Below are 26,355 nucleotides of genomic sequence, written 5' to 3'. Positions count from 1 at the left end.
TTGCGCCTGTCGATGTAAGGCTTGATTGATGTCAATGCACAGGCCGCGTCTGGCTTACCCGAATACGAAAGCCCCGATATTCTCGCGCGTCGGCTTGCCCTGTCGCTTGAGACAACCGGGGCCGGTGTAGGTCGCGCTCTGGCCGATGCTGCTGCTGATGGTCAGCTGCTCGCCCCCGGTCAGGCACAAGGCGGTCGAGGGCTGGACGATCATCCCGCGCGGAAAGCGCGCCAGCACCGAGGGCGAGCCGCTTGCGAGGCGGAAGATGATCGGGCGCGGCCCGAGCGGCGTGCTCGAGGTAGGCCAGCTGGGGACGGGCCCGGCAGCAGGCGGCATGTTCTTGATCTTCTCGGCATAGTCGCGTGCGGCGCGCTGTTCCTCGACCGACCGTGCGATCTCGTCCTCCCAGCGCGTTTCGCCTGCGGCTTCCGAGGCTTCCCGGTATTCCTCGAAGGCCCGATCCTGAGCACCTTCGTCGCCGCTGTCGAGGGCAGCGCTGTAGCGCTCGCCCGCCTCCTCGGCCGCCTGGCTCCTGAGCGCCCACCCCTGGTTGGCGAAGGCCTCGGCCTCGGCTTCGGCGAGCGTGACGCAGGCCTCGCCCGCGATCTGGAAGGTGACCCGGTCACTGGCGAACAGCGCGACCTGATCCTTGGCGAGACAGAGCCGGGTGGCGGGATCGAGCGGGGCGTCTCCCGGTGGCACGCCCGGCGCGCCGCCCGCGTCTATCGCGATGATCGAACCGACAGGCGTGTCCTGTGCGGCGAGCGGAGCCGCTTGCGCCAGCGCCGCAGCCAGCACGGCCGCCCGCAGAAAGGGCACGGCGCGCCTAGCCAAAGGTGAACCCGCCGACATTCTCGCGGGTCGGGCGCGTGGTGCGGCCCAGACAGCCGGGGCCGGAATAGGTGGTGCTCTGGCCGTTGCTCCCGGCGACGGTCACCTGTTCTCCCCCCTTGAGGCACAGCGCCGTGCCGCGCTGCACCAGCGTGCCGCGCGGAAAGCGGGTGAGGACGGCGGGCGATCCGCTGGCGATGCGGAAGATTACCGGGCGCGGCGGGGGCGGGTCGCCGCGCAATGCGCCGGTGCGGACGCGCCTGCGCGGGCGGGGCTCATCCTCGGCGCTGCCGACCACCACTTCCTCGACCTCCGGGAGTTCGATCATCCCGTCGGTCTCCACGCCCATCACCTCGCGCATCACCCGGACATATTCCGCCCGTGCGGCCGCGAGCGCCTCCGGCTCTTCGTCATACATGGCGTGGATCAGAGCGGTGCGGGCTTCCTCGACGATGGCGGCGCGATAGGCGTCCCAGGTCGCCTGTTCGGCGGCCGCGGGGATGACGCAGGCCTTGCCGGTGAGCGTGAAGGTGACGCGGTCACTCGCCAGAACGGCTTCCTCGCGGCTGTCGAGGCAAAGCTCGGCGGCGGGATCGAGCGGCGTGTCGCCGAGCCGGGCGGTGAGTGCCTTGGGGCCGCTCACCAGCACAATCGGGCCGGGTTCCGGCGGAGGGGCCGGGGCGACGGGCGCAGGCGCGCTCTCCTGTGCGGCAAGCGGCAGCGCGCAGGACATCAGTATTGCCGCTGCCAGCAGCGCCGCCCTCACTTCGCGGCCCCCCGCTCCGTCTCGCCGCTGATGGGCGCGCGCCAGCCGAAGGTGAAGCCGCCGAGGTTCTGCGGGGTCGCTGGCGCGCTGCGCTTGAGGCAGCCGGGGCCGCTATAGGTCACGCTCTGCCCGTTCGATCCGGAGACAGTGATCTGCTCGCCCGCCTTGAGGCAGATCGCGGTCTCGCGCGTGACAAGCGTGCCGCGCGGAAGGCGGGCGAGCACGCTCGGCGATCCGCTGGCGACGCGGTAGACGGCGGGCGCGGGGGATGGCGGCGGGGGCGGAGGCGGAGGCGGCGGCGGGGCGGCAGCGCGGCCCGGGACGGATCCGGTCATCGGCGCTCCGCCCGAGCCGAGGCTGTCCTTCGCGCAGCCCGCCAGCATCAGCGAAAGCGCGGCCGCCAGCAGCACGCCGCTATTTCGATTGCAGAGCATAGACCTCCCCCCTCATCACCTCCGCGATCCGTGCATCCATCGCGGCGGCGGCGGCATCCTGCGGGTGCGCCGCGACCAGCGCGCGCCAAGCCGCGATCTCCCCCCCGGATTGCAGTGCGGCGATAGCATCATTCCAGCCTTGCGCATATCCGGAGGCGTCCGCAGGCAGCGGCTCGTAAAGCGCAAGGCCCGAGGACACACCCGACACCGCCACCAACCCGAGCGCACGATAGGCGTGTTCCGGCGCGGCGGCGCGCACCGTCTCGCTCACCAGGATCGTCGTGCCGAGATACTTGTTCGCCCCCTCCAGCCGCGCGGCGATGTTCATCGCGTCGCCCATCGCAGTGTATTGCATCCGGTTGGTTCCGCCGAAATTGCCGACCACCACCTCGCCGCGGTGGATGCCGATGCGGGTGCGCCCGAGGCTGGTGCCGAACTCGGCCTCGGTGCGCGCGGCGACCTCGGCGGCAGCGGCCTGCATGGCGAGCGCGCAGGCGACCGCGCGGGCGGTGTCGTCCTCTCGCGCAATCGGTGCGCCCCAGAAGGCGACGATCGCATCGCCGACATATTTGTCGAGCGTGCCCCCATGCGCCAGCACCACCGCGCTCATCGCATCGAGATAGGCGTTGAGGATCGCCGCGGTCTGGCGCGGGTCGCGGCCGTGGCAGAAGCGGGTGAAGCCTTCGAGATCGGTGAACATCAGCGTCAGCTCGCGCGCCTCGCCCTTCAGTTCGAGCCGCGAGGGATCGGCGAGGATCTCGCGCGCCACACTTTCGGGCACATAACGGCCCAGCGCGCCGCGGGCGAAGGCGCGCTCCTCGCTGCTGCGCGCGCGGGCGGCGGCAGCGGCGGCGAGGTAGGCGGTGAGCCAGCCCAGCGCGAGGCCGAGCACCGGCAGGCCGAGATAGTCATAGCCTGCCGTCTCGAACACCACGGGCAGGCCTGCGATCACCGCCAGCTGCGCGGCTCCGCATGCGATCAGCAGCCCGATCCGCCGGTCGATCCGCGCCGTAGCCACGCCCGCCACGACCGCCGCCAGCGCCAGCGCCGCGATCCATCCCCAACCCAGCGGTGCGGGAAAATCGCGGTCGAGCGCCTGCCGCAGCATCTGCGCGTGAACGGTGACGCCCGCGACCCGTTCATGTCCGCCAAACCGCGTGATCGGGGTCGCGATCTGGTCTGCGCCAAAGGTATCCGAGCCCACCAGCACGATCCGCCCGGTGAGATTGGGGAGATAATCGGCGGCGAACAGATCGTCGGCCATATCGTTCAGCGCATAGGCCGGGAACATCCCGGTCGCCGCGTCGATATCGGTGCCCGCTGCGGCCAGCACTTCGGGATCGAGCAGAGTGTAACGGATCGCCCCGCGATAGCTGCGCAAGCTTGCGGGCGTGTCGGCCAGCGCATGGGCCAGCAGCGGCGCGGCGGTGGGCGCGGTGTCGGGCCAGTGACGGGCAATGCGCGCGCTATCGACCCCGATCGCGGGCGAAGCGCGGCGCGCGGTGCTCCCGGCGAGCGCCGCCCAGAAGGCCTCCTGATCGGCGCGGGCTTCGCTGTCGATGGTGCGCTCCCAATAGGTCGCGCGGTCACCTTCCGGGTCGGCATAGACGATATGAACGGGCACCGGGATCGCCCGGATCGCTGCGATCAGCGCGTCCTGATCGGCGGTGGCCTGCACGAAAGCGAGGTCAATCCCGATCGCGCGCGGGTTTGCCGAAGCGATCTGCGTCAGCGCACGGGCGAGCATGGCGCGGTCGATCGGACTGGTCTTGCCCGCCGCACGCGCGACCTGATCATTGTAGAGCACCAGCGCGATATCGCGGTCATAATCCGTGCGCGCTGCAAGCGTGTGGCGCCAGGCATCCTCGATCCCGCGCTCAAGATCGGCGGTGACCGGCAACAGCGGGGTAAGGAACGGCAGCGCCAGTGCCAGTGCGAGCAGCAACGCCTGCCGCAGTCTCACCCAGTGCTGCTTTCCCCCCTGATCCATCCGGCCCCCCGCGCCGTCAGACGCGCCGACCGATCATGTACAGGCCTTGCACAGCCCGCGGATTTCCAGAACGGGCCGTTCGGCCTTGAAGGCGCGGGCGGCGGCGATGGCGCGCACCGCACGGCTCACCTCCTCGTCGTCGACGTGCGCCGCCTCGCCACATTCGTCGCACACGAGGAAGATGCAGTCATGCGCGCAGCCCGGATGGGTGTTGGCGAGATAGGCATTGGCGCTCTCGACCCGCATCGCGAGGTTGTTGGTCACGAACACATCGAGGATGCGATAGACCGAGTTGGGCGCGACCCGCTTGCCGCGCGCGGCGGAAAGGTTGTCGGCGATGTCATAGGCCGAGACGGGGCGTTCATGGCGTGCCAGCTCGGCGAACACGGCCTCGCGCATGGCAGTCCATTGCTCTCCGCAAGCGACCAGCGCGCGGGCCGCCTCGGCGACGAGGCTTTCGCCGGAATGTTCGTGATGCGTATGCGCGTGCTGTCCCATGGGCGGGGATATAATGGAGCAGGCGGGCGAACGCCAGTGGGGTGCCCCGCCTTACCCCGCGTCCTTCAGGAAAGTCGCCCGGTAGAGCTTGGGGAACATCGCCTTCAGCGCCGCCACCTTGGGCGCGTCCCAGCGCAGGATGTAGCCGTGCTTGGGATTGTTGAGCATGAAGTCCTGATGATAGTCTTCCGCCGCATAGAACGCCTTGTAGGGTTCGATCTTGGTGACGATCGGCTTGGACCACAGCTTGGCCTTGCCGAGCTGCGCGATATAGGCGGCGGCAACCGCGCTCTGTTCGGCGTTCATCGGGACGATTGCGGTGCGGTAATGCGCGCCGACGTCCGGGCCTTGGCGGTTCTTGAGGGTCGGATCGGCGATCACCGCAAAGTAGATCCGCAACAGCTGGTCATACCGCACCACCGCCGGGTCATAGGTCACCTTGACGCTTTCTGCGTGGGTGGTGACGCCGCTGGTGATGATGTCGTACTTGGCGGTCTTGGCCGTGCCGCCGTGATAGCCCGACACCGCGCCGGTCACGCCCTTCACATGGCTGAACACGCCCTCGACCCCCCAGAAGCATCCGCCGGCGAAGATTGCGGTCTTGAGGCCGGGCTTCTCCTTGGCGACGCGGGTGGCGGCGGGGGTGTTGACCGGCTCTTCGGCGGCAGCAACGGGGCCGGCGCACGCGCTCAGCGCCAGCGAACCGGCGGCGAGAAGAACGGCGAATTTGTGCATGGGATCAGCCTTCGGAAGGCGCGATCACGAACTCAGGCGCGGGAGCGGGGGCGGTGGGCTGCACCTCGGCTGCCTGCGCAGGCGCCCCGGTCGCGTCCCAATCTTCCGCGTTCGCGCCGACGACCAGCACTGCCCCAAGGACAAAGCCGATGCCGAAATTGCGAAACAGGTCGGAGGAGAGGAAGCGCATGAGAGGCTCGTGATTCGCGTGGGTTCCGCCGTGGCCTCTGCCCGACGCCGAATTGCGGCGGGATGAACATGGCGGTCAGGCCCGATTAGGTTGCGGCCCTAGAGTGGTTACGAAAGCCCTGTGAAAAAGTTGCGCCGGGTCTAGGGGCGGGGCGAGAGGTGTCCGGCCTGCGACGAACTGCGTGTAAGTGCGTAAAGGCGGCGGCGTTCACGCACCCATTCCGGCGCGCAGCGCCGCGAGCGCACGCGCGCGAGCCGCAGGTGCTCCGTAGCGAAGCGAAGGAAGCAGCACCGAGGACGGGGGCGCGGAGGCGCCCCCGCACACAAATCAATGCCGGAAATGCCGCATCCCGGTGAAGACCATCGCCAGCCCCGCTGCGTCGGCGGCGGCGATCACCTCGTCGTCGCGGATCGAGCCGCCCGGCTGGATCACGGCGGTCGCGCCCGCTTCGGCGGCCGAGATCAACCCGTCGGCGAAGGGGAAGAAGGCGTCTGAGGCGACCGCGCTGCCTTGGGTGCGCGGGGCGGGCCAGCCATAGGTCTCGGCGGCTTCCTTGGCCTTGATCGCGGCGATGCGCGCCGAATCGCGGCGGTTCATCTGGCCCGCGCCGATCCCGGCAGTCGCGCCGTCCTTGGCATAGACGATGGCGTTGGACTTGACGTGGCGCGCGACGGTCCAGGCGAAGAGGCAGTCCTTGAGTTCCTGCTCGGTGGGCGCGCGCTTGGTTACGACCTTGAGGTCATCCGCCGAAATCGCCCCGTTGTCGCGCGACTGGATCAGCACGCCCCCGGCAATGGTCTTGAGCGCCAGCCCGCCCCGGCGCGGGTTGGGCAGCGCGCCGCATTCGAGCAGGCGCAGGTTCTTCTTCTTCGCGAAGATCTCGCGCGCCTCGGCGGACACGCTGGGGGCGATCACGACTTCGGTGAAGATGGCGCTGATGGCCTCAGCCGTGGCAGCGTCGAGTTCGGTGTTCACGGCAACAATGCCGCCGAAGGCCGACACGGAATCGCAGGCCAGCGCCGCTTCCCACGCCGACAGCAGCGATCCGCCCTGCGCCACGCCGCAAGGGTTGGCGTGCTTGACGATCACCACCGCCGGTTCCTGCCCGGCAAACTCGGCGGCGAGTTCCAGCGCGGCGTCCGCGTCGTTCAAGTTGTTGTAGGACAGCTCCTTGCCCTGCAACTGCGTCGCCTGCGGCACGCCTGCGGTGCCCGACACCTGCGGGACATAGATCGCCGCCATCTGGTGCGGGTTCTCGCCGTAGCGCAGCGTATCGGCGCGCTTTAGCGCCATGGGGAGCGTTTCGGGGAAGAGTGTCGGCTCGTCCGAGGCGGCGGGGGAGAAGGCGAACCAGCTGGCAATCGCGCTGTCATAGGCAGCGGTGCGGGCATAGGCCTTGCCCGCCATGCGGGTGCGGAACGCCTGCGTCGTCGCGCCGCCATTGGCGTCCATTTCAGCGACCAGCGTGGCGTAGTCGGCGGGATCGGTCAGGATCGTCACGAAACCGTGGTTCTTCGCCGCCGAACGCACCATCGAAGGTCCGCCGATGTCGATGTTCTCGATCACTTCCGCGCGGTCGGCACCCTTCGCCACGGTCGCCTCGAAGGGGTAAAGGTTGACCACCACCAGATCGATCGCGCCGATCCCGTGGGCCTCCATCGCGGCGACGTGCTCGGGGTTGTCGCGCAGGGCCAGCAGCCCGCCGTGGACCGTGGGGTGGAGGGTCTTGACCCGCCCGTCCATCATCTCGGGAAAGCCGGTGAGATCGGAGACGTCCTTCACCGCAAGCCCCGCATCGCGCAAGGCCTTGGCGGTGCCGCCGGTGCTGACCAGTTCCACACCCCGCTCGGCAAGGGCCGCGCCCAGTTCCGCCAAACCGCTCTTGTCGGACACTGACAGCAGCGCCCGCCGGATCGCACCTTCACTCATGCTGAAATCTACCCTGTTTTCCTGAACAGCCAGGAGAATTGCCCCCCGCTGCGCAATGCCAGTCCCTCGATCACCAGCTGCTCTGTGGCGTGCGGGCGGCCCTCGCCGTCGACCCACAGGCTGTCCTCGGCGGACAGGGTGATTGCGTCGGCCTCGCCCCTATCCCCGCCGAGCCGGAATTGCCAGAGCCGACCGTCGGGCAACAGCAGGCTCGCCCCGCGCTTGTCGGGGGCAAGCTGCACTTCGACCCCGCGCCCGAGGTGGAAGCGCAGCGCAAAGGCGATCTTGCCGCGCTTGCCCGACTTGCCGACGGGGACAAGGATGTCCTCGCCCGCCAGTTCGGTGCCGTCGCCACTCAAGGTGAGGATGCGGCGGTGGGAGAGACCGAAGCGGCCCGCATAGCCATCATGCGCGGCCTCGATCCGGGTCGCCTCGCGCCCGCGGCGGCTGGCGATCTGGCGGCGCTCCAGCTCGACCGTCTCGACCCCCTTGCCAAGCTGGCCGTTGAGCTGGACGGCGGTGGAATTGGCATTGTCGAGCACCAGCGTCGAAAAGGCCGCCGTGGCGCGCAAGCCCTGCCCGATGCGCGCCGGCACCAACCCCCCGGCGAGCGCCGCACCCCCGCAATTGACGATGATCCGCTGCGGCCCGTCGCTGAGTTCGAAGGCGAGGGTCGAAGCGCAGCCGACCCGCGCGTGCTTCGCGCGTGGGGGCGGAGCGGTGTCGAATTGCAGCAGCGTGTCGCCCGCCTTGATCCGGCTGTAACCCCACCCGGCCGCCAGCGCGAGCGGACGGGTGCGCACGCCCGAGGCTTCAATCGCGGCGCTGACCCGCTCGGCACTGATTGCGCCCTGCCCCTGCCAATTGCCCAGCGCGCCGTCGCCGTGCCGCAAGGCCAGCAGCGGCGGCACCAGCAGCTCGCGCATGACGGCGAGCGCGGGAGGCGGGGTGATGTCCACGGCATCGTAACACGCCAGCAGATCGGTCAGCAGGCGGATCGCGTCGAGCTGCGCCGCAGGGCAGCGCGACAGCACGCCGCCATCCTCGCCCACCATGTCGCCCAGCGCCTTGACGAGGCCCGCCTCGCCGAACAGCCGCCGGGGCTTGCCGTGAGGGAGCAGCAGCCCCGCCGCCACGACCCCGGCAAAAGCGGCGACCTGCCCGAACCCGGCGGGCTCCTTCGGTGCGCGCTTGTCGAGCCAGCCGGCGGTCTCGGCGATGGCGGCGAGCATCCGCGATTTCAGCGTCTTGTCGGTGCCGCCCAAGACCAAGGGAGCGTGGACCAGCCAGGCCATCAGGCGCAGGCCGGTATATTCCGCCTCCCACGCTGGCCCCTTGCCGATGTCGCGGTGGCTGTGGAGCCACAGCGTCGCGATCCGCTCGGCCACCGACGAGGCCTCGGCGCGCGCGGCGCTGGCGGCGAGATCGGCGAGCCAGCCGAAGGAATGCACGACCCGCTCCACGCCGGGTGCATGGCGCGCGGGGGCGGAAAAATCGAAGCTGGCGATCGGCAGGCGCACGCCGTGGATCAGGAAGTGCCCGGCGCGCAGCGCCGTGCCTGCCGCGCGGTCGCCGCGATTGGGGCTGGTAACAGTCGCCAGCACCCGCACCGCTTGGGGGCGGCGGAAGGGGGCTGCGAGCGCGTGGCCGGGCACGCCCAGACGATAGGCCCAGCGGATCAGCGCCTCGCCGGGGCCGGACTTGACCGCGATCACATCCGACAGCGCCAGCGCCCGCCCCGGTTCTGCGGGTGGGGGCGCATCGGCCTGTTCGGCGGTCGGCTCAGGCGTGTCTGACAGCATCAGCAGCGGCGCATCCGCGGCCCGTTCCACCAGCGCCTCGGCGCGCGCGGCGGCCGGAGAGCGCAGCAGCGTCGCCATTATCCCCTGCCCTTCAACGCCGCGATATTGGCAGCGTAGGCATCCGGCCCGCCCTTGAACGTCGCCGAGCCTGCGACCAGCACATCAGCCCCGGCCTCGACGCACATCCGCGCGGTCTCGGCATTGACGCCGCCATCGACCTCGAGGTGGATCGCCCGGCCCGAGCGGGTGATCATCGAGCGGATGCGGGCGATCTTGTCCAATTGCGAGGGGATGAAGCTCTGCCCGCCGAAGCCGGGGTTCACGCTCATCACCAGAATGAGATCGGCCATGTCCATCAGGTTGTCGAGCACCTCGACCGGCGTGCCCGGATTGATCACCACCCCGGCCTTCTTGCCCAGCCCCTTGATCGCCTGCAGCGTGCGGTGGATGTGCGGGCCCGCTTCGGGGTGGACGGTGATGATATCCGCCCCTGCCTCGGCAAAGGCCTGAAGGTAGGGATCGACCGGCGCGATCATCAGGTGGACGTCGAACGGCTTGCGGGTGTGCGGGCGCAATGCCTTCACGACATCGGGGCCGATGGTGATATTGGGCACGAAATGCCCGTCCATCACGTCGATATGGATCCAGTCCGCCCCGGCCGCATCCACCGCGCGCACCTCCTCGCCCAGCCGGGCAAAGTCGGCAGACAGGATCGAAGGGGAAATAAGCGGTGATGGCATGGCGCGGCAGCGGGCCTCTTTATGACGCTCTACCAGCCATACGGGAGCCGTGAATCAGGGGACAAGGCGCAAGGGCAGGCTTTTCCACGGTCTGGGACGGGTGTGCGTTCAATTAAGCCGCAATTCAGACGGGATGGTGCACAAGGCGGATCAATCACCCTCTGGCCCTGACGCGCAGCCCGCTTGCGCCCTGCCGCCCTCACCCTTACGCAAGAGACGCCCATGACCGCCCGACTGCTTTCCTTCCGCCTGCCCGACTGGCCTGCCCTTGCGGCGGGTGTGGTGCTGGCTGGCGCCGCGGTTGCCGCGCCGCTCGCCGCGCAGACCTATACCTATGCGCGCAGCATGAATAACGATCTCAACCTGTGCGCCCCCGGCGCCAAGGGGCCGGCGGTGCGGGTCACGATCAACGGGTTGAAGTCTGGCGACGGCAACCTGTTCGTGCGTGCCTACCCCGCCCGCGCCAGCGACTGGCTGGAGAGCAAGCGCTACGTCATGCGCGTCGATGCGCGCCCGCAGAAGGGCAGCATGACGGTGTGTGTGCCGCTGCCGGCCACCGGCGATTTCGCCATCGCGGTCCAGCATGACGCCAACGGCAACCGCAAGACCGACGTGTCGACCGACGGCGCGGGGATGTCGAACAACCCCGGGATCAAGAAGATCCTCGGCCTCGTCCCGCGCCCGCCTTCGGTCGACAAGGTGCGCTTCCGTGCGGGTGAGGGCATCACCCGCATGACGATCAACATGCAATATCTCTGAGGCGCATCAGCCGTCGCGCTGGCGGCGGCGGTGCTGGCTCAAGTCCCACAAGACCTGCGGCGCGGCCAGCAAGGGCCAGCGTTCGCGAAATGGCGTGAGCTTGACCGGCATCCCGGTGTGCCGCTCGATCTTCCACGCCGCATAGCGCGCCGCGCCCTCGAAGGTGGTGCTCGCCTTGACGAGCCGCAGCAGGTTGAGCGGCTTGCCCATGCGGCGGCGCTGTTTCCACCAGCGCAGGGTCTGATCGCGCTCGGCCGAGGAGAGGCGCGGGTTGAGGGTTGCGTCCGCAAGGCCGGGATCAATCCCTGCCGCGTCCAGTGCCAGCGGCAGCAGCCCCGCAAAGTGATCGGCGTTGACGCTGAGAATGTCATTCTCCCGTCCCGCTTTCTCAACCCGGAATTCGGCGCTGTAGGTGGCGCGGAACAAGGCGCGCCAATAATCCTCCGCCGTGCCGCGCGCCGGGCCGAGGGCGGCGGCGAGGCGGGCAGCGGTGGTGGCAGCAGCAGCGATAGCCGCGATCACTTCGGCGCGCGCGGCCTCGTCTTCGGCCCAGATGAGGGCGGAGGGCTGGACGAAGCGCGCCCAGATGGTGGTGTCGGTCAGATCGCCGCTCGCCGCCTTGGCAAAGGTCGCCAGCCGCATGGTCGCGACCTTGGCGCGCAGGGTCACGCCCTCGTGATCGCGTTCGTGATAGCTGACTGTCGGCCAGATCGCGCTTTCATCGGTGCCGGGCAGCAGGATGTAGAAATCGAGCACCCCGTCCAGCGATCCGGTGCGCAGGTTCGAGCCATAGAACAACACCGCCCGCGCGCCCGCCGCTGCGGCAAGTGCACGCGCGAAGGCTTCCACGGCAGGCATGACGGGAACGGCAAGGCGCGCGGCGATCCGGTCGGCCAGCGCCCCGGTGGGCGCCCCGGTCATGGCGCGACGAAGGCGAGCTCCGGCCCCTGCTCGATCCGGTAATCGCCCGCAGGGAAGGCCTCGCCATCGAGGATGAACTGATCGTCGATGCTGAGGCTGAACTGGCTCGCCGCAAGCTGGTGGATGCCGCGTTGACGCAGCCCGCCCTTGATCTTGCCGAGCAGCACCAGCGGGATCAGCGCGGTGGTGCGGCGCGAAATCTGGTCGAGCGCGACCAGCTTCAGCCCGTTCTTGAGCGGGCCGAACGGCTTGATCCCGGCGGGCAGACGTTCGAGCGTCGAGGCGAACAGCAGCTGGCGCATCGCGGGGTCGCCGTGGCCGCTATGCGCCATCGGCGCGTCCGAGGAACCGAGGCCGATCGCCATCTTCGCGCCCTTGCGCCAGGGATTGCCGCGCGTGGCGAACAGCGATTGCAGCAGCGCCCACAGCCCGGTGACGGCCACCACCATGCTATCGAAGGCGCCCAGCTTGTGCGCGCTCTGCCCGGCCTGCGTCGCCTTGGTGAAGGCGCCTGCGCCGAGGATGAAGCCCGCCACGCGCTTGCCCGGCTCGGCTGCGGTCGCCACCGTCATCGGCCGGCGCCAGACGCGGCTGCCGTGATCGAGCGCGTCGATCGCGTCCTGCAGCGTCCAGTCATCCGGCACGCCGAGATCGACAGTCAGCGCATTGGTCTTGCCCTTGGGCAGCACTGCGATGGCCGGCCAATCGTCGCCGAAGATCGCCTGTCCGGTGGTCAGCACATCGCGCACGGTGCCATCGCCGCCATTGATGACGAGCAGGTCGATGCCCTTGTCGGCAAACTCGGCGAGCGCCTGCGGCAGCTGCCCGCGCTCTCGCGGCTGGGCGATGTGGACGTGCGGGCACACGCCGCAATCGAAATCCGCGCCAAGGTTGCGGTGGCTGCGGGGATTGTAGATCACGCCGACCGTGGGCGCCTGCCCCGCATCGCGCACACGCCGCGCGCGGCCACGCGCCTTCAGCGCCGGGTCCACCCGCGGGATTTGCGCAAATTCGTAGATCGGGGTGGCCATGGCAGTCCTATACGTGTCGGAAAACTAACTTTCTACCGCAATCTTGTCCCGCAATTGTAACAGGAAAGGTTCGCCAGATCGTGATTCCTGTCGGAAAAACAAGAGGCAGGCGATCAGCGGCAAGGCTGATCGGACAAGCGACTGTCATCCGGCTGTCACGCTTGTGGCGCGTTTGCGACGAATTGCGGCGCGCCTATTCGCCGCCTTCCAATGTACGGATCGTGAACTGGCTCACCAACCGCTGCACGCCGGGCAGGGCCGAGAGGATTTCGCGGTGGATGCGTTCGTAACTGTCATCGTCGCGCACCAGCACCTTGACGAGATAATCAGACTGGCCGCTCATCAGATAGGCCTCGGCCACCTGTTCGGTGCGGGCAAGGGCGGCCTCGAAGGCGAGCATGGTCGCCTGCCGCTGATCGGTCAGGGTCACCTGCACGAACACGGTCGAAGGGTTCCCCCGCGCCGCCCGCGACAGCCGCGCGCGGTAGCCGAGGATCGCGCCGGCCTCCTCCAGCGCCTTGACGCGGCGATGCGCCGCTGAAGGGCTGAGGCCGACCCGCTCGCCCAGTTGCTCCCCGGTGAGGCGCGAGTCTGCGGCGAGCAGTTCAAGAATTTTCCGGTCGATGCGGTCCATGCGGGAAATTCATGCGCTCTTGGCCGCTCTGTTGCAAGATTTTCGCATCAATGCCCCGGTGTGTGCCGAACATTGCGAAGAACGCGCAAGGGCGCTGTGGTAATTCTGCGCCCGAGAGAGAACCCCCAGGAGAGCACCCATGCGCGTCGGCGTCCCCACCGAGATCAAGAACAATGAATACCGCGTCGGCCTGACCCCGGCGGCGGTGGCCGAGCTGACCCGCGCGGGCCACGAGGTGGTGGTGCAAAGCGGCGCCGGGCTTGGGGTCGACTTTCCCGACAGCGCCTATCTCGCCGCTGGCGCAACGATCCTGCCCGATGCGGCGAGCGTGTTCGAAGCCGCACAGATGATCGTCAAGGTCAAGGAACCGCAGCCGAACGAAGTCGCGATGTTGCGGCCGCACCACGTGCTGTTCACCTACCTCCATCTCGCCGCCGACAAGCCGCAGGCCGAGGGGCTGATGGCGAGCGGGGCCACGGCAATCGCCTATGAAACCGTCACCGCCCCCGATGGTTCGCTGCCGCTGCTCAAGCCGATGTCCGAAGTGGCCGGGCGGATGAGCGTGCAGTGCGGCGCGCATTATCTCGAAAAGCATCAGGGTGGGCGCGGGGTGCTGCTCGGCGGCGTGCCGGGCGTGGAGCCGGGCAAGGTCGTGATCCTTGGCGGCGGGGTTGCGGGCGTCAATGCGGCGCAGATGGCGGTGGGCCTGCGCGCCGATGTGACGATCTTCGACATCTCCAACCGCCGCCTCGCCGAGCTTGATGCCCAGTTCGGCGCGAGCCTGCGCACCGCCTTTGCCTCGTCAGCTGCGATTGCCGAGGCCGTGGCGGGGGCCGATCTCGTGATCGGCGCGGTGCTGGTGCCCGGCGCGGCTGCGCCCAAGCTGGTCACCCGCGCGATGATCCAGACGATGCGCCCCGGCGCGGTGCTGGTCGACATCGCGATCGATCAGGGCGGCTGCTTTGAAACCAGCCACGCCACCACCCACGAAGACCCGGTGTTCGTGGTTGACGGCGTGATCCACTACTGTGTCGCCAATATGCCCGGCGCGGTCGCGCGCACCTCGACCATCGCGCTCGGCAATGCGACGCTGCCCTATGTGATGAAGCTCGCGAACATGGGTGCCGAGGCCGCGATGGCGGCGGATGCGCACCTCGCGGCAGGGCTGAACGTGGCGGGCGGCAAGATCACCCACGCGGCGGTCGCCGAGGCGCTCGACCTGCCGCTCGGCTGAAATGCTTGAGATCGGCGGCGTTTTCGCCTAAGGGCGCCGCCAGCCAATCTCGGCTTTTTGATTCTGAACACGAGGAGGAGACGACCATGCGTGCCGATAACGCCCGTCACAAACGTCACTTCCTATTTCCCTGTGTTCAGGAACAGATTGCATGGGCAATTCTTGCACGGGCGAGCCATCTCGCCTGATCTTCTGCCGCGTCGCTGACGCTGCCTTTCGTTACAATTCTGCCGTCGCTGCGCTGTGTCGCATCTTCCATCCGGGGGAGGTGCGCCATGCGTGACGATATGTTCAAGGTGATCGTCGAGCGACCTCGCTGGGGGTCGAACCACGCCGCATCGCCCAAGCTGCGCCTTGGCCCGCACCCTGACTGCCAGCAGATCGGGCTTAAGCGTCATGTCCGGATCGGGGCGCCCTACGACAAGAGCCTCAACGAGAACCTCGGCCCGCTGCGCCGCTATCTGCGCCGTCAGCGCGGGCGGGTGTGGAATGATGTGTTCCGCGACATCTGCGCGCATCTCGATACCGGCCACACGGTCAAGATGCACGTGCGCGAGCATATCGAGGATATCGTCATCACCCGCGTCTCGATCGGTCGCGGGGGCGAGTGGATGTTCAAGGGCGAGGTTCTCAGCGCGCACCGCAGCTGGTGGCGCTGGCGCACCCTGTTCGTCGACCCGCGCGACGGGATCCTCAAGGATATTGCCGTGCTCGATGCGTTGCTGGCAGCAGGCGTGGGGGTGCGGACATGAGCCCGATCACCCTCATCGCCCGCGACCCGCAGCGGTTCGATCCCGCAGCGCTCGACCAGCTGGCGCGCACGGCGGCCTATGACGGCATGGCGCGGGTCGTCGCCCTGCCCGATCTCCACGCCGGCACCGGCATTGCGGTCGGCGCGGCCTTCTGGTCGCCCGATCGGATCTGGCCGCATCTGGTGGGGAGCGACATCGGCTGCGGGATGGGCCTGTGGGAGACCACCGGCCTCTTGCGCAAGTTCCGACGCGATGCCGCAAGCCGCCGATTGACCGGGCTCGATGGTCCGTGGGACGGGGACGGCGCCGCGGCGCTGGCCGCGGCCGGGCTGCCGCCCGATCTCGCCAGCCCGGCGCTTGGCACGATTGGCGGCGGCAACCACTTCGCCGAGTTCCTGCGGGTGGAGAAGGTGGCCGATCCCGAACGCTTTGCGGCGCTGGGGCTGTCGAGTGACCGGGTGTGGCTTATGGTTCACAGCGGCTCACGCGGGCTGGGGCAGGCGGTGCTCGAGCGCCATCGTCAGCCTGATCCGGCGCGCGGTATTGCCGCCGCCAGCCCAGAGGCGCGCGCCTACCTTGCCGGTCACGATGCGGCGCTCGGCTGGGCGGTGGTCAACCGCACGGTGATCGCAGCGCGGTTCTTGCGCTGCCTCGGAATGGAGGGGCGCCAGGTGCTCGACATCAGCCACAACACCGTGACGCGGCATCAGGGCGGCTGGCTGCACCGCAAGGGCGCGGCCCCGGCGGATGGCGGCCCGGTGGTGATCCCCGGTTCGCGCGGGGATTTCAGCTATCTGGTCGATCCGCTGCCGGAGCGGGCCGATTTCGCGCTGCATTCGCTGGCGCACGGCGCGGGGCGCAAGTGGAGCCGCAAGGATGCCCACGCCCGCCTCTCGCGCCGCACCACGGTGGCCGGGTTGCAGATTACCGCGCTCGGCAGTGCGGTGATCTGCGAGGACCGCCGCCTGATCTTCGAGGAAGCGCCCGAGGCCTACAAGGACATCGGCGGGGTCATCGCCGACCTCGAAGACGCGCAGCTGATCCGGGTCATCGCCAAGCTGCGCCCGCTGCTCAGCTACAAGACGAGGGCCGGAGCATGAGCGGCACAGTGATCCTCCACATCACGGCGGGCAAGGGACCGCAGGAATGCGCCTGGGTGGCAGGCCGCCTCGCCCGCGCGTTCATCGCCGAGGCGCGCGAGCAGGGGCTGGAGGCGGAGGTGCTGGAGGGGGCAGACGCGCTGCCGCCTTCGGTGCTGCTGCAAGTGACAGGGCCGGGCGCACAGGCCTTTGCCGCCGCGCGGGTGGGCACCATCCAGTGGATCGGCACCAGCACGCTGCGCCCTTCGCACAAGCGCCGCAACTGGTTCGTCGGGGTAGCGCTCGCTCCGCAGCCCGATTCGGTGCCTGATCTCGCCGAGGCAGCGATCACCTACCAGACGATGCGCGCCCGCGGGCCGGGTGGACAGCACGTCAACACCACCGACAGCGCGGTGCGGGCGGTGCACATTCCCACCGGTCTCGTCGCCACCGCGCAGGAACAGCGCTCGCAGCACGCCAATCGCAAGCTGGCGCGGCTCAAGCTCGCGATCCTGCTGGCAGAGCGGCGCGGTGAGGCGGCGAGCGATGCCCGGCGCGCGCAATGGGAAGCACATCAGGCGCTCGAGCGCGGCAATGCGGTGCGGGTCTATGCGGGGGCGGATTTCCGCTTGAAGCGTTGATGAAGCCGGGGGCGGTGGCTCAGTCCATGCGGACCAGCCACCGCCCCTCGCCATCCTCGCCGAAGTGGAACGCGCGCCCGGTGAAGCGCGTGATCAACCCGGCAGCGGTGCGGGCGTGTTCGCTCAGCTTGACCGTGGTGAACGCCCCCGCCCCGGCGCAAGCGAAGGGCAGCAGCAATTGATCCTGCAGATAAGGCCCGGCGAACGCGCCTGAAGCGAGGTAGCCCGCCATCCGCTTGGCTGCGGTCTTGGCGAGGCGTTCTGCCGGAATCCCGATCTGACCAAAGGCAGACATCACCTCGGTCACGTTGTCGCATTGGGCCGTGATCAGCAGCGCGTTGCCCGGGCCGTGCTCGGCGGGCAGCTGGACAGGCGCGAAGGCATCCTCGGGCCAATCGGTCAGCACCTTGCGGGCGGCCTTGAGTTCGCGGTCGGCGATGTCGAAGGGAATGCCCGCGACCAGAGCCTCGACCTTGCCGGCCTTGAACGCGCCACGCTGCGTGCAATCGATCGGCACGAGCGGCGCGGGCGTGATGTCGAGCACGATCCGTCCCCCGCCGCGCGGGAAGAAGCCGTGGCGCTCCAGCGTCACCGACAGGCGCGGGCCCATGCGCTCGAGCACCGGCAGCAGGGTGTGCGCGAGGAATTCGAACGGCGGGGCCGAAGCCGCGTGCGTCCCGCCCTCGATCACGATGCGCGAGGGCACGTCGGCCAGCATCAGCGGGACGAGCACGGTCTGCACCACCAGCGCGGTGGAACCGGCGGTGCCGATGGCGAAGTGGTACTCGCCCGGCACAACGCTGCCGGGCCGAAAGGTCAGCTCGGTCGAGCCGACCGCCAGCCCCGAACACTCCGCCGACCCAATCGCCGCCGCTGCTTCGAGGGCGGTGACGTGCTGGCGCATCAGCCCCGGCTTCGCGCGCCCGCCGCGGATGTTTCGGATCGTGAAAGGCTCCCCCGTCAGCAGCGAGAGGGCCGCTGCATAGCGCAGCACCTGCCCCCCGCCCTCGCCTTCGGAACCGTCGATGGTGATCATGTGTCTTCTTCTGGATTGGGGCAGGTGATGCCCGCAAGGGGGATCACCCCTTCACGCACACCACCTGCTTCAAGGTATGGACGATCTCCACCAGATCGGCCTGCGCGGCCATCACGGCTTCGATCGGCTTGTAGGCCTTGGGCGTTTCATCAATCACGCCTTCGTCCTTGCGGCATTCGACCCCGGCGGTATCGGCGAGGTGTTCGTCGAGGGTCACGAGCTTCTTGGCCGCGGTTCGGCTCATCACCCGGCCTGCCCCGTGCGAGCAGCTGTCGAAGCTTTCAGGGTTGCCCAGCCCGCGCACGATGAAGCTCTTCGCGCCCATCGAACCCGGAATGATCCCCAGCGTCCCCTTGGCCGCGCGCACCGCCCCCTTGCGGGTGACGAGCACGTTTTCGCCGAAGTGATGCTCGCGCGTCACGTAGTTGTGGTGGCAGTTCACCGCCTCGCACTCCGCATCGAAGGGCTTGGCGATCTGGCTGCGCAGCGCGTCGATCACGTGCGCCATCATCACGTGCCGGTTGAGCTTGGCGAAGTCCTGCGCCCATTCGACCGCTTCGACATAGTCGTCGAAATGGTCGGTTCCTTCGGGGAAGTAGGCGAGGTCCTGGTCAGGCAGGTTGATGTGCCACTTGCGCATATCCTGCTTGGCCAGCTCGATGAAGAACGTGCCGATCGCGTTGCCCACACCCCGCGAGCCGGAATGGAGCATCACCCACACGCGCTGCTCCTCGTCGAGGCACAGTTCGATGAAGTGGTTCCCCGTCCCCAGCGTGCCGAGGTGCATGAGGTTGTTGGTGTTGCGCAGCCGCGGGTGCTTGGCGACGATCCGGCCGAACCGTTCGGCGAGCTTTGCCCAGGCGTCGACCACCACGCGGGGCGGTTCGCCCCACGCGCCCTTGTCACGCTTGCCGCGCCCCACGCTGCGCCCGTGCGGCACCGCCGCCTCGATCGCCGAGCGGATGCCCGCAAGGTTGTCCGGCAGATCGCTCGCGACGAGCGAGGTGCGCGCAGCCATCATCCCGCAGCCGATATCGACGCCGACCGCGGCCGGGATCACCGCGCCCTTGGTCGGGATCACCGAGCCCACGGTCGCGCCGATCCCGACGTGAACGTCGGGCATGGCGGCCACGTGCTTGAAGATGAACGGCATCTGCGCCGCCCGCGCGAGCTGCGCGCGCGCCTCGTCTTCCACGGGCACGCCGCGCGTCCACATCTTGATCGGCGCTCCGCCTTCGTGCTGGTGGAATTCGTAGGTGGTCTGCGTCATTGCCAAAATCCTCTAGCAGGCTTTGGGCGGCCGGCCCATTCCGGCCGCCCATGTCCTGCCGCATACCGGGTGTTCGACAGCCCGGCGCTTTTCCTACAGCATGGCGCGTGCCAAACTGCGGCAGAGGCGCAGGTCGCCCAATCAACCATCTGGTAAATCATCATAAAATAGCCAAACGCCCGCGCAGGGCTAGCGACGCCAATCAACGATTATCGATAGCCTTGTATCGCACACGATAAAATTTTATCGTCACGCTCCATGAAGCCCACCACCCTCATCGGCTTTCTCGGCTCAACCCTCGATGCCGGGCCGTTCAGCCCCGCGCGCTGGAGCAAGTGGCGGCCGAGCGTCAGCATCTGTATGCAGGAAGACCTGCGCATCGACCGCTTCGTGCTGATCCACGGCACGCAGCATAATCGCCTTGCCCAGCTGGTCGCCGAGGACATCGCCAGCGTTTCGCCCGAAACCGAAGTCACCCCCTTGGCGATGGACTTCGCCGATCCGTGGGACTTCGAGGAAGTCTACGGCAAGCTGCTCGATTTCGCGCGGGCCTTTCCCTTCGATCCCGAAGCGCAGGACTATCTCGTCCACATCACCACCGGCACCCATGTGGCGCAGATCTGCCTCTTCCTGCTGACCGAGGCCCGCTATCTGCCCGGCCGCCTGCTCCAGACCCAGCCTGCGCGCGGGGCGCCGCAGCCGGTCGGCACCTGGGCGGCGATCGACCTTGATCTGTCGCGCTACGATTCCATCGCCACCCGCTTTGCCGAGGCGAGTGCCGAGAGCACGCATTTCCTCAAGAGCGGAATCGACACCCGCAACCCGGCCTTCAACCGCATGATCGACGAGATCGAACAGGTCGCTGGCCGCAGCCGCGCGCCGATCCTGCTGATGGGGCCAACCGGCGCGGGCAAGAGCCAACTGGCGCGCAAGGTCTATGAACTCAAGAAACTGCGCCATCAGATCAGCGGGCCGTTCGTCGAGGTCAATTGCGCGACCCTGAAGGGCGACAGCGCGATGTCGGCGCTGTTCGGGCACCGCAAGGGCGCCTTTACCGGCGCGGTCGCGGATCGCCCCGGCCTGCTCAAGACCGCGCACAAGGGGGTGCTGTTCCTCGACGAGATCGGCGAGCTCGGCCTCGACGAACAGGCGATGATCCTGCGCGCAATCGAGGAGGGCCGGTTTCTTCCTGTCGGTGCGGACAGCGAAACCAACAGCGCGTTCCAGCTGATCGCCGGCACCAACCGCGATCTGGTGGAGGAGGTTGCCGCCGGACGCTTTCGGGAGGATCTGTTCGCGCGGTTGAACCTGTGGACGTTCACGCTTCCGGGCCTCGCCGAGCGGCGCGAGGATATCGCGCCCAATCTCGACTTCGAACTTGATCGCTTTGCGCAAGTCGAAGGCACCCGCGTGACCTTCAACAGCGAAGCGCGCGCCCGCTACCTCGCCTTCGCCACCGGGCCGGCGGCGCGCTGGCCCGGCAATTTCCGCGACCTTGCCGCCAGCGTCACCCGGATGGCGACGCTCAGCCCCAGCGGCCGGATCGATGTCGAGGCTGTGAGGATGGAAACGGAGCGGCTCGCAAGATTGTGGTCCGGCGCGCGCGCGAATGCTGGCGCTGGCCCGGCGCTGGCGGCGCTGATGGGGGACGAAGCGCTGGCAGCCATCGATCCCTTCGATCGGGTGCAGCTCGAATACGTGGTCACCACGTGCCGCCAGAGCCCGAACCTGTCCGAAGCCGGCCGCCACCTCTTCGCCGCCTCCCGCCAGCAACGCACCTCGACCAATGACGGTGACAGGCTGCGCAAATATCTGGCCAAGTTCGGGCTCGATTGGGCGGCAGTCACACAGGGCGAAAGGTAATGGCGCACCCGGCAGGTCTCGCCCTGTCGCCCACCTGCCCGCGATCCCTTCGGACGATAACGCTGACTACTGTGCAGAACAGCGTGTGGTCTGTTCGCTCTCGCCTGCGGTGTCTGCGGTATCCGCCATGACCAGAACGCCGCCATCCCCCTTGGTCAGCCAAGTCATCCTGACGCCCGCGCTCTCGCCCTCATAGCGTGCACCCGAGCCTGCAATCGCCTGCGACAAAAGCAAGACCTTCCCGCCCATGACGATGCGGGCGACGGGCGTGTCCGTGTCATTGTCGAGGTAGCTGGCGGTGAGCTTTGTCCCGTCCTCGCAGGCATAGGCAACCGTCGTGCTGGCAGCGGCTGGCGGCGCCGCCTGCCTGGCAGCACCGGAGCACGCCGGGAGGAAGGCGCCAAGCGCGCGACCCGCACCGGCCAGATCGACGCGCAGTTTTGCCGCATCACTGCCCTCGCCGATCTGGATATAGGCCCATTGCCCCGCTTTCATCGCGGTAAACATCGGGTCATCGGCGCGCTGGACGATCACAAAGCCGTCATACTGGCCGTTGGCGACATAGCTGGCCGGATAGCTGAGGGTGGCGGCGGATCTGTCGGTCTCGAACTGGAACGTGGCCCGATTGTCCTGCATCCCCTTGGGCGGCGCGAGATAGAGCCGGGTTTCAACCTTGCCACCGGACGCGCAGGCGGACGACCAGATCGCATCGTCGGTTTCGGGCACGCTAAGGGCGAAGTGCGGCTCGAACACATCGTCGCGCACGCCCGATCCGGTCCACTTGTAGTCCGCGCTCACCTGTTCGAACCCGTTGGCGCTCCATTCGAAGGCGAGGCTGGTGCCGGGTTCGGCATCGCCTGCCACCGGCGTGCCGGCTGCATCGGGCGCGGCGTCGTCGGGCGGCTCGCCTGCGGAACAGGCCGTCAGCAGCAGCGCGGCGATCAGCGCGGGGGATGCGGATGGGGATCGCATGGCCTGTCTCCTCGGCAGGGGCGGGGTTCAGATGACCAGCGGCGAGTCCACCGCCTCGTAGATGTTCTGGCGCACCGGACGCGGCGGCAGCGGGCGCTGGCGGGGATCGGCCGGGAGCAGCGGCGGCACGACATCATATTGCCGGAACTGCGGCGGCGGGGGCGGCAGGCTGAAGGGCGGCGGCGCGGGCACGTTGAGGCCGTTGTTGCTGTAGATCTGGGTCTGCTGGCGCGGTGCGGGTGGGAGCTGCGAATAGACCACCCCCGGGTTCTGCACCACCGCCGCATTGGTCGGGGCTGATCGCACCTGCGCCCATTGCGCCACGCGCGGGCGCAGACCCGGATTGGGCCCGATCCGCGCCTCGCGCGAGGCGGTTTTCAACTGGTTGAGCGCCTGCGTCTGCTGCGCGCTCAAGCGGCCGACACGGGCATCGGCAACCCGCTTGGCCGTCAGCGCATCCTCGTGCGCCTGCTTGACCGGCGTGTGGGCGATGTTGGCGGCATCCATGCGCTGCTTGGCGGCCGGGGTTCCGGTGGCGCGGTATTCCTGCAAGGCGGCATCATAGCGCGCCTTGGAAGCGAGCCGCGCCTTGCGCGCTGCCGCTTCGGTCTTGGCGGCGGCGGCGGCATCGGCCTTGGCCTGCTTCAGCACCGGCTTGCCGCGCGCGACCGTGGCCTTGGCCACGCTCACCTGCGACTTGAGAAAGGCGGTCTGCTGCTTGCGTTCCTGCTTGGGCACCTTGGCGGTGGGGGCAGGCCTGCGGCCCTTGTCAGCCTCGGCCGCAGTCGGAACGATCAGGGCGGCTGCGACCAGCATCAGCAGCGGGGTCGATTTTTTCATGATGGCATCTCCTGTCATGGACTGTTTGGCCAATCTGCGGGGTCAGTTGCCGATGTCGGCATCGTCGATCGGGTCTTCGCGGAAGGATGCGGCCTCGGCATCTTCGGGGTCGCCGACGAAGATGAAGCCCCCGGTTTCGGGATTGGCAAAGGCGCTCACCCCAACCAGCGCGTCGATATCGGGATGGGCGTCGGGCCCGCTCTCGGCGATCTGCCGCCAGCTGTACTGGATCAGCACATCCGGATCGATCGGCTCGTCCCAGATCCGCACCTGACCGATCCCGCCGATAAAGGGCGAATACTTGCCCATCGCGCCGATGGTGAAGCTGTTGGCGGGGAGCATCGCAAAGCCGAAGTCGAGTTCGCCCAGCGTCTCGCCGTCGACCATCACGCTGATCGTGTCGCCCATGGTGATCAGCGCGATGTGGTGCAGGCCCGCGTCGGAGAAATCGAACGGGACTTCGGCATAATTGGCCCCGGCATAGACCCCGATGGCCTGCCGGTCGCCGGTGATCACTGCGGCAAAGCGCGCGCCCTGCGGGCCGACATAGGCGATCAGCGCGGGATCATAGCCGGGGTCTTGCGGCCAGCGGGCGGCCATCCACAGCTCGATCGTGCCCGCGCCATTGATGTCGAGCGCCGGCATGGGCGGCAGCATCAGAGCACCCTCGCCCGAGAATTCGGCCATCACCGGCGCGAATTGCGGCTCCTGCGCGGCGGCGACCTGGGGCACGCCAGCAAGGCCGAGCGCGGCGGGTAACAGGACGTATTTGTTGAGGAAATGCATGATGCCGGCTCCTTACTGGATTTCCTTGAAGGACACGCTGACGCGCAGTTCGGGGCCATAGGTGACGCCGGGCGCATTGGTGATCGTGGTGCCCTCGATATCGCTGCGCGGACGATCCGCGCGCCAGTCACGCAAGGTGACGAAGGCCGGTGTGGTGCCGAACATGGGCTGGCCGGGGATGATCGGCTTGCCCAAGACGTAAATCGGATCGTCGAGATCGGTGAAGCTGTTGTCGTCCTCGAAAAGCCCGCTCGCCGACATCAGGAAGCTCGCCGCCCCATCGCCCTTGCGCGATCCGGTGACGAAGACGGTGCGGTTGATCGGGTGTTCTGCCCCGCCATTGCACGAAATCTTCGTCGGGTTGCTTTCCTGGGCGGTGAACAGATTGACCGTCTGACCCGGCTCCTGCCCGATCACCTGCACGTTGATATCGCCGTAGAGGTAGGCGTCGGCCTTCCCCTCATCGCCGTTGTTGACGCATTGCAGGCCGTGGAAGGTCAGCTGATAGACCGCCGGGCCAAGCGTGCGTTCGTCGGCGCGGGGCTGGCTTTGCAGGTAGCGGGTGATCTCCGCGTCAAGGCTGGCGCGCGCCTGCAACAGCCCGGCGCGCTGGGCGGTGCTCCATTCCTCGCCGAAGAAGATCGGGCTGATCAGTTCCGACAGCGGGCGCAGGTCATAGCGCACCGGCACGGCATTGCGTTCGTCCACGTTCCAGCCGAGCGAGGTCATGCTGCCCGATCCGCCCGAGGCCGACCAGCTCTCGGTCGAGAACATGCTCGATCCCCCGCGCGAATCCCCGCTGGCCATGGTGAGGCCGCCCTTGGCCTTGATGCTGGCTGCCGGGCCGCCGTCGAACCCGCCTTCCTGCTTGAAGCCGTTGGATTCCTTGGCCCATTGCTTGAATTCGGAGGTGGTGACGCTGCGCTGGGCCTTGCCGATCCCGCCGTAATGGATCGCATTGGCATAGTGCGTGCCATATTTGCCGATAATCGCCTGCGCGCTGGTGCGGCCCTGTGCCAGTTGCAGGATGTCGTATTTGAAATCGGCGCTCAGCAGCATGTTGGGCTTGTCGAGCAGCAGCGCATAGACTTCCGAACGCGCGAGCCCGAAGGCCTTGGTGGTGCCGTCGGTGCGGTCTGCGCCCTTGCTTTCCTCGCGGCTGTATTCCCACGCGCTGTTGACGCCCTTGAACGATCCGCTCGCCCCGAAATTGAGCGACATCGACTTTTCGAACGAGGAGGTGTTGGTGATCACCGCTTCAAGCTGGTTGCCCTCGGTGCGGCGAATCTCTTCGGCGCGCAGGCCGAGCGGGATGGTCTTGGACTGGAAGTTGCTCTCGATCGAGAAATCGGTGCTTTCCGGCTCCTTGAAGATCTGCAACGCGCGGCCGCGGTTGGCGTTGAACAGATCCATCTTCTCCGACCGGAAGCTGAAGAACATATCCTTGTAACGCGGCACGAGGTTGCCCGCGGTGAAGGTGTCGATTTCGTCGTCGGTTTCCGGGCGGGTGCGGGTGCGTGAAAGCTTGATCCCCGAAGGCCCCTTGGAGATCGCATATTCGCGCGACCTGCCCCCGCCGGTCAGCGCGAGGCGGATGGTCTTGCGGTCGATGACGGTGAAGGCCGCCGAATAGCCATCGCCCTGATACTGGCTGTCGGCGACCTTCATCAGCGTGACCGACCCGGCCGGATTGGCATCGAAGTGGATGGTGATCGCGCTGTCGGTGGAGGTGATCCACAAGGCCTCGCGCATGGTCCAGGTGACCGCATCGGCGATCCCGTCACCGCTGCTCTGGGCGAGCTTGGTGTCGGCGACCCAGGGGCCATCGAAGCTGAGAGCAGCGGCGGCGGGGCCGGAGGTTCCAGCAGCGCCGCGGGTGAAGGCGGGCTGCGCGGCGGCGGTGATGACATCGCGCGGCGTGGTGCGCGGGGGTGTGGTGGTGGTGGCGGTCTGCGCGCCGGGCTGGGCCGGATCGGCGAAGGGGTTGAAGTCGTCATCGACAGGCGCAGCCGTGCTGGCCGGGGCAGCGGGCCGGGTGAAGGCGGGCTGCTGCGGCGGGGCCTGATAGACCGGCGGCGGGGTCGGGGTCGGCATCTGCTGCGGCTGGGCGGGCTGGCGCGCCGCCGTGCGCGGCGTCACCGAGGCGCCGGTGATCGTCCCGATCACCTGCCTTTCGCCGCTGGCAAGGTCGATGCTGAGCGTGCGGGTGTGCAGATCGACCGCGAGCCGCATGTTGCGGCTGGGATCGTAGAGATAGACCGACCATTCATCCCGCCCGCGTTCCTCGAAGCGGAAGGCGGCATTGCCTGCCGGGTCATATTCGACCCATACCTTGGCCGCCGCCTTCTGGATCACGCGGCCCTGGTTGAATTCGACGCGGGCGACATTGGTGCCGTTGACGCCTGCCTCCTGAGCGGCAACCGGCGCGGCGGCGGGGGCGATCAGCGCGGCGCTTAACGTCATGCAGTTCAGCAGCAGCCAGGCCTTGCGCGTCATCACCAGTCCCCCCGTCACACCGGCCACTCCGGCCAGACGCTGGCGATTATGGGTGCCGGGCCGCATCACCGGCAATCACCTGATCGGGTGATGGGGCGCGCCGCGCAAAGGGCGTAGTGACTTGGG

25 protein-coding genes are annotated in these 26,355 nt (G+C 68.1%); 6 read left to right on the top strand and 19 right to left on the bottom strand.

The features are described 5' to 3' along the window. Positions 1 to 54: 54 nt before the first annotated feature. The 10 genes from PS060_RS05255 to rpe form a co-directional block, all read right to left on the bottom strand. Entirely contained in the window at positions 55 to 819 is a 765-nt protein-coding gene (locus PS060_RS05255) for a hypothetical protein (protein ID WP_273986000.1), read from the bottom strand. 7 nt (positions 820 to 826) lie between these two features. Next, the gene (locus PS060_RS05250) at positions 827 to 1,597 is read right to left on the bottom strand and encodes a hypothetical protein (protein WP_273985998.1); all 771 of its coding nucleotides are present in this window, start codon (positions 1,595 to 1,597) and stop codon (positions 827 to 829) included. Further along, entirely contained in the window at positions 1,594 to 2,031 is a 438-nt protein-coding gene (locus tag PS060_RS05245; protein ID WP_273985997.1) for a hypothetical protein, read from the bottom strand. The genes PS060_RS05250 and PS060_RS05245 overlap by 4 nt, the downstream gene beginning before the upstream one ends. Beyond that, positions 2,012 to 4,021, bottom strand: coding sequence for an adenylate/guanylate cyclase domain-containing protein (locus PS060_RS05240; RefSeq protein WP_273985996.1), 2,010 nt, complete (start codon positions 4,019 to 4,021; stop codon positions 2,012 to 2,014). The genes PS060_RS05245 and PS060_RS05240 overlap by 20 nt, the downstream gene beginning before the upstream one ends. Positions 4,022 to 4,054: 33 nt before the next feature. Next, a complete protein-coding gene (locus PS060_RS05235; protein WP_273985995.1) occupies positions 4,055 to 4,519 on the bottom strand; it encodes a Fur family transcriptional regulator in 465 nt (154 codons plus the stop codon). 51 nt (positions 4,520 to 4,570) lie between these two features. After that, a complete protein-coding gene (msrA, locus tag PS060_RS05230; RefSeq protein WP_273985993.1) occupies positions 4,571 to 5,254 on the bottom strand; it encodes a peptide-methionine (S)-S-oxide reductase MsrA in 684 nt (227 codons plus the stop codon). A 4-nt stretch (positions 5,255 to 5,258) separates the two neighbouring features. After that, on the bottom strand, positions 5,259 to 5,444 hold the full coding sequence (locus PS060_RS05225; RefSeq protein WP_273985990.1) for a hypothetical protein: 186 nt from the start codon (positions 5,442 to 5,444) through the stop codon (positions 5,259 to 5,261). 327 nt (positions 5,445 to 5,771) lie between these two features. Beyond that, complete coding sequence (purH, locus tag PS060_RS05220; RefSeq protein WP_273985989.1) at positions 5,772 to 7,373, bottom strand: bifunctional phosphoribosylaminoimidazolecarboxamide formyltransferase/IMP cyclohydrolase; 1,602 nt, start codon at positions 7,371 to 7,373, stop codon at positions 5,772 to 5,774. 8 nt (positions 7,374 to 7,381) lie between these two features. Next, positions 7,382 to 9,253, bottom strand: coding sequence for a heparinase II/III family protein (locus PS060_RS05215; protein ID WP_273985986.1), 1,872 nt, complete (start codon positions 9,251 to 9,253; stop codon positions 7,382 to 7,384). After that, entirely contained in the window at positions 9,253 to 9,915 is a 663-nt protein-coding gene (rpe, locus tag PS060_RS05210) for a ribulose-phosphate 3-epimerase (protein WP_273985984.1), read from the bottom strand. The genes PS060_RS05215 and rpe overlap by 1 nt, the downstream gene beginning before the upstream one ends. Positions 9,916 to 10,137: 222 nt before the next feature. Between rpe and PS060_RS05205 the strand changes: the two genes are divergently transcribed. Beyond that, positions 10,138 to 10,674 (top strand): DUF2141 domain-containing protein, encoded by a 537-nt coding sequence (locus PS060_RS05205; RefSeq protein ID WP_273985982.1) that lies wholly within the window; start codon positions 10,138 to 10,140, stop codon positions 10,672 to 10,674. Between the two features lie 6 nt (positions 10,675 to 10,680). Here PS060_RS05205 and PS060_RS05200 read toward each other — a convergent pair whose 3' ends face one another. From PS060_RS05200 to PS060_RS05190, 3 genes are all read right to left on the bottom strand, one after another. After that, entirely contained in the window at positions 10,681 to 11,595 is a 915-nt protein-coding gene (locus PS060_RS05200; RefSeq protein ID WP_273985979.1) for a hypothetical protein, read from the bottom strand. Further along, positions 11,592 to 12,626, bottom strand: a complete 1,035-nt coding sequence (locus tag PS060_RS05195) for a diacylglycerol/lipid kinase family protein (protein ID WP_273985978.1) — start codon at positions 12,624 to 12,626, stop codon at positions 11,592 to 11,594. Before PS060_RS05195 ends, PS060_RS05200 begins: the two co-directional genes overlap by 4 nt. Positions 12,627 to 12,819: 193 nt before the next feature. Continuing rightward, on the bottom strand, positions 12,820 to 13,260 hold the full coding sequence (locus tag PS060_RS05190; RefSeq protein WP_273985976.1) for an Lrp/AsnC family transcriptional regulator: 441 nt from the start codon (positions 13,258 to 13,260) through the stop codon (positions 12,820 to 12,822). Positions 13,261 to 13,399: 139 nt separating this feature from the next. Here PS060_RS05190 and ald point away from each other — a divergent pair, with 139 nt between their 5' ends. The 4 genes from ald (at position 13,400) to prfH (ending at position 16,966) form a co-directional block, all read left to right on the top strand. Further along, a complete protein-coding gene (gene ald, locus PS060_RS05185) occupies positions 13,400 to 14,494 on the top strand; it encodes an alanine dehydrogenase (RefSeq protein WP_273985974.1) in 1,095 nt (364 codons plus the stop codon). Between the two features lie 275 nt (positions 14,495 to 14,769). Beyond that, the gene (locus PS060_RS05180) at positions 14,770 to 15,246 is read left to right on the top strand and encodes a hypothetical protein (protein WP_273985972.1); all 477 of its coding nucleotides are present in this window, start codon (positions 14,770 to 14,772) and stop codon (positions 15,244 to 15,246) included. After that, on the top strand, positions 15,243 to 16,346 hold the full coding sequence (locus tag PS060_RS05175) for an RNA ligase RtcB family protein (protein WP_273985970.1): 1,104 nt from the start codon (positions 15,243 to 15,245) through the stop codon (positions 16,344 to 16,346). Before PS060_RS05180 ends, PS060_RS05175 begins: the two co-directional genes overlap by 4 nt. After that, complete coding sequence (prfH, locus tag PS060_RS05170; protein WP_273985967.1) at positions 16,343 to 16,966, top strand: peptide chain release factor H; 624 nt, start codon at positions 16,343 to 16,345, stop codon at positions 16,964 to 16,966. The genes PS060_RS05175 and prfH overlap by 4 nt, the downstream gene beginning before the upstream one ends. A 19-nt stretch (positions 16,967 to 16,985) precedes the next feature. Here the strand turns inward: prfH and rtcA are convergent, their stop codons facing one another. Both rtcA and PS060_RS05160 read right to left on the bottom strand, forming a co-directional pair. Further along, the gene (gene rtcA, locus PS060_RS05165) at positions 16,986 to 18,002 is read right to left on the bottom strand and encodes an RNA 3'-terminal phosphate cyclase (RefSeq protein WP_273985964.1); all 1,017 of its coding nucleotides are present in this window, start codon (positions 18,000 to 18,002) and stop codon (positions 16,986 to 16,988) included. 43 nt (positions 18,003 to 18,045) lie between these two features. Continuing rightward, on the bottom strand, positions 18,046 to 19,272 hold the full coding sequence (locus PS060_RS05160) for an RtcB family protein (RefSeq protein ID WP_273985962.1): 1,227 nt from the start codon (positions 19,270 to 19,272) through the stop codon (positions 18,046 to 18,048). 258 nt (positions 19,273 to 19,530) lie between these two features. On the opposite strand from PS060_RS05160, the gene rtcR reads away from it, so the two are divergent. Then, a complete protein-coding gene (gene rtcR / locus PS060_RS05155) occupies positions 19,531 to 21,135 on the top strand; it encodes an RNA repair transcriptional activator RtcR (RefSeq protein WP_273985961.1) in 1,605 nt (534 codons plus the stop codon). 66 nt (positions 21,136 to 21,201) lie between these two features. On the opposite strand, the gene PS060_RS05150 is transcribed toward rtcR, so the two are convergent. Genes PS060_RS05150 through PS060_RS05135 form a run of 4 tightly spaced genes read right to left on the bottom strand, consistent with a single transcriptional unit; the run spans position 21,202 to position 26,295 of the window. Continuing rightward, positions 21,202 to 22,107: an MliC family protein gene (locus tag PS060_RS05150; protein WP_273985960.1), complete on the bottom strand. Its 906-nt coding sequence runs from the start codon at positions 22,105 to 22,107 to the stop codon at positions 21,202 to 21,204. 27 nt (positions 22,108 to 22,134) lie between these two features. Then, positions 22,135 to 22,947: a hypothetical protein gene (locus PS060_RS05145; RefSeq protein WP_273985958.1), complete on the bottom strand. Its 813-nt coding sequence runs from the start codon at positions 22,945 to 22,947 to the stop codon at positions 22,135 to 22,137. Between the two features lie 42 nt (positions 22,948 to 22,989). Then, on the bottom strand, positions 22,990 to 23,733 hold the full coding sequence (locus PS060_RS05140; protein ID WP_273985957.1) for a LamG-like jellyroll fold domain-containing protein: 744 nt from the start codon (positions 23,731 to 23,733) through the stop codon (positions 22,990 to 22,992). A gap of 12 nt (positions 23,734 to 23,745) precedes the next feature. Next, a complete protein-coding gene (locus PS060_RS05135; RefSeq protein ID WP_273986850.1) occupies positions 23,746 to 26,295 on the bottom strand; it encodes an MAC/perforin domain-containing protein in 2,550 nt (849 codons plus the stop codon). Positions 26,296 to 26,355 lie beyond the last annotated feature (60 nt).

This window comes from Erythrobacter sp. BLCC-B19 (assembly GCF_028621955.1).
Lineage (GTDB): Bacteria > Pseudomonadota > Alphaproteobacteria > Sphingomonadales > Sphingomonadaceae > Erythrobacter.
The sequence above is the reverse complement of the archived record's forward strand: the minus strand, read 5'-3'. Positions and strand labels throughout refer to the sequence as shown.

Excerpts from the sequence above, each read along its gene's own strand:
- PS060_RS05245 (WP_273985997.1), bottom strand. The coding sequence starts at position 2,031 with ATGCTCTGCAATCGAAATAGCGGCGTGCTGCTGGCGGCCGCGCTTTCG.
- PS060_RS05240 (WP_273985996.1), bottom strand. The coding sequence starts at position 4,021 with ATGGATCAGGGGGGAAAGCAGCACTGGGTGAGACTGCGGCAGGCGTTG.
- PS060_RS05235 (WP_273985995.1), bottom strand. The coding sequence starts at position 4,519 with ATGGGACAGCACGCGCATACGCATCACGAACATTCCGGCGAAAGCCTC.
- msrA (WP_273985993.1), bottom strand. The coding sequence starts at position 5,254 with ATGCACAAATTCGCCGTTCTTCTCGCCGCCGGTTCGCTGGCGCTGAGC.
- PS060_RS05225 (WP_273985990.1), bottom strand. The coding sequence starts at position 5,444 with ATGCGCTTCCTCTCCTCCGACCTGTTTCGCAATTTCGGCATCGGCTTT.
- purH (WP_273985989.1), bottom strand. The coding sequence starts at position 7,373 with ATGAGTGAAGGTGCGATCCGGCGGGCGCTGCTGTCAGTGTCCGACAAG.
- PS060_RS05215 (WP_273985986.1), bottom strand. The coding sequence starts at position 9,253 with ATGGCGACGCTGCTGCGCTCTCCGGCCGCCGCGCGCGCCGAGGCGCTG.
- rpe (WP_273985984.1), bottom strand. The coding sequence starts at position 9,915 with ATGCCATCACCGCTTATTTCCCCTTCGATCCTGTCTGCCGACTTTGCC.
- PS060_RS05205 (WP_273985982.1), top strand. The coding sequence starts at position 10,138 with ATGACCGCCCGACTGCTTTCCTTCCGCCTGCCCGACTGGCCTGCCCTT.
- PS060_RS05200 (WP_273985979.1), bottom strand. The coding sequence starts at position 11,595 with ATGACCGGGGCGCCCACCGGGGCGCTGGCCGACCGGATCGCCGCGCGC.
- PS060_RS05195 (WP_273985978.1), bottom strand. The coding sequence starts at position 12,626 with ATGGCCACCCCGATCTACGAATTTGCGCAAATCCCGCGGGTGGACCCG.
- PS060_RS05190 (WP_273985976.1), bottom strand. The coding sequence starts at position 13,260 with ATGGACCGCATCGACCGGAAAATTCTTGAACTGCTCGCCGCAGACTCG.
- ald (WP_273985974.1), top strand. The coding sequence starts at position 13,400 with ATGCGCGTCGGCGTCCCCACCGAGATCAAGAACAATGAATACCGCGTC.
- PS060_RS05180 (WP_273985972.1), top strand. The coding sequence starts at position 14,770 with ATGCGTGACGATATGTTCAAGGTGATCGTCGAGCGACCTCGCTGGGGG.
- PS060_RS05175 (WP_273985970.1), top strand. The coding sequence starts at position 15,243 with ATGAGCCCGATCACCCTCATCGCCCGCGACCCGCAGCGGTTCGATCCC.
- prfH (WP_273985967.1), top strand. The coding sequence starts at position 16,343 with ATGAGCGGCACAGTGATCCTCCACATCACGGCGGGCAAGGGACCGCAG.
- rtcA (WP_273985964.1), bottom strand. The coding sequence starts at position 18,002 with ATGATCACCATCGACGGTTCCGAAGGCGAGGGCGGGGGGCAGGTGCTG.
- PS060_RS05160 (WP_273985962.1), bottom strand. The coding sequence starts at position 19,272 with ATGACGCAGACCACCTACGAATTCCACCAGCACGAAGGCGGAGCGCCG.
- rtcR (WP_273985961.1), top strand. The coding sequence starts at position 19,531 with ATGAAGCCCACCACCCTCATCGGCTTTCTCGGCTCAACCCTCGATGCC.
- PS060_RS05150 (WP_273985960.1), bottom strand. The coding sequence starts at position 22,107 with ATGCGATCCCCATCCGCATCCCCCGCGCTGATCGCCGCGCTGCTGCTG.
- PS060_RS05145 (WP_273985958.1), bottom strand. The coding sequence starts at position 22,947 with ATGAAAAAATCGACCCCGCTGCTGATGCTGGTCGCAGCCGCCCTGATC.
- PS060_RS05140 (WP_273985957.1), bottom strand. The coding sequence starts at position 23,733 with ATGCATTTCCTCAACAAATACGTCCTGTTACCCGCCGCGCTCGGCCTT.
- PS060_RS05135 (WP_273986850.1), bottom strand. The coding sequence starts at position 26,295 with ATGCGGCCCGGCACCCATAATCGCCAGCGTCTGGCCGGAGTGGCCGGT.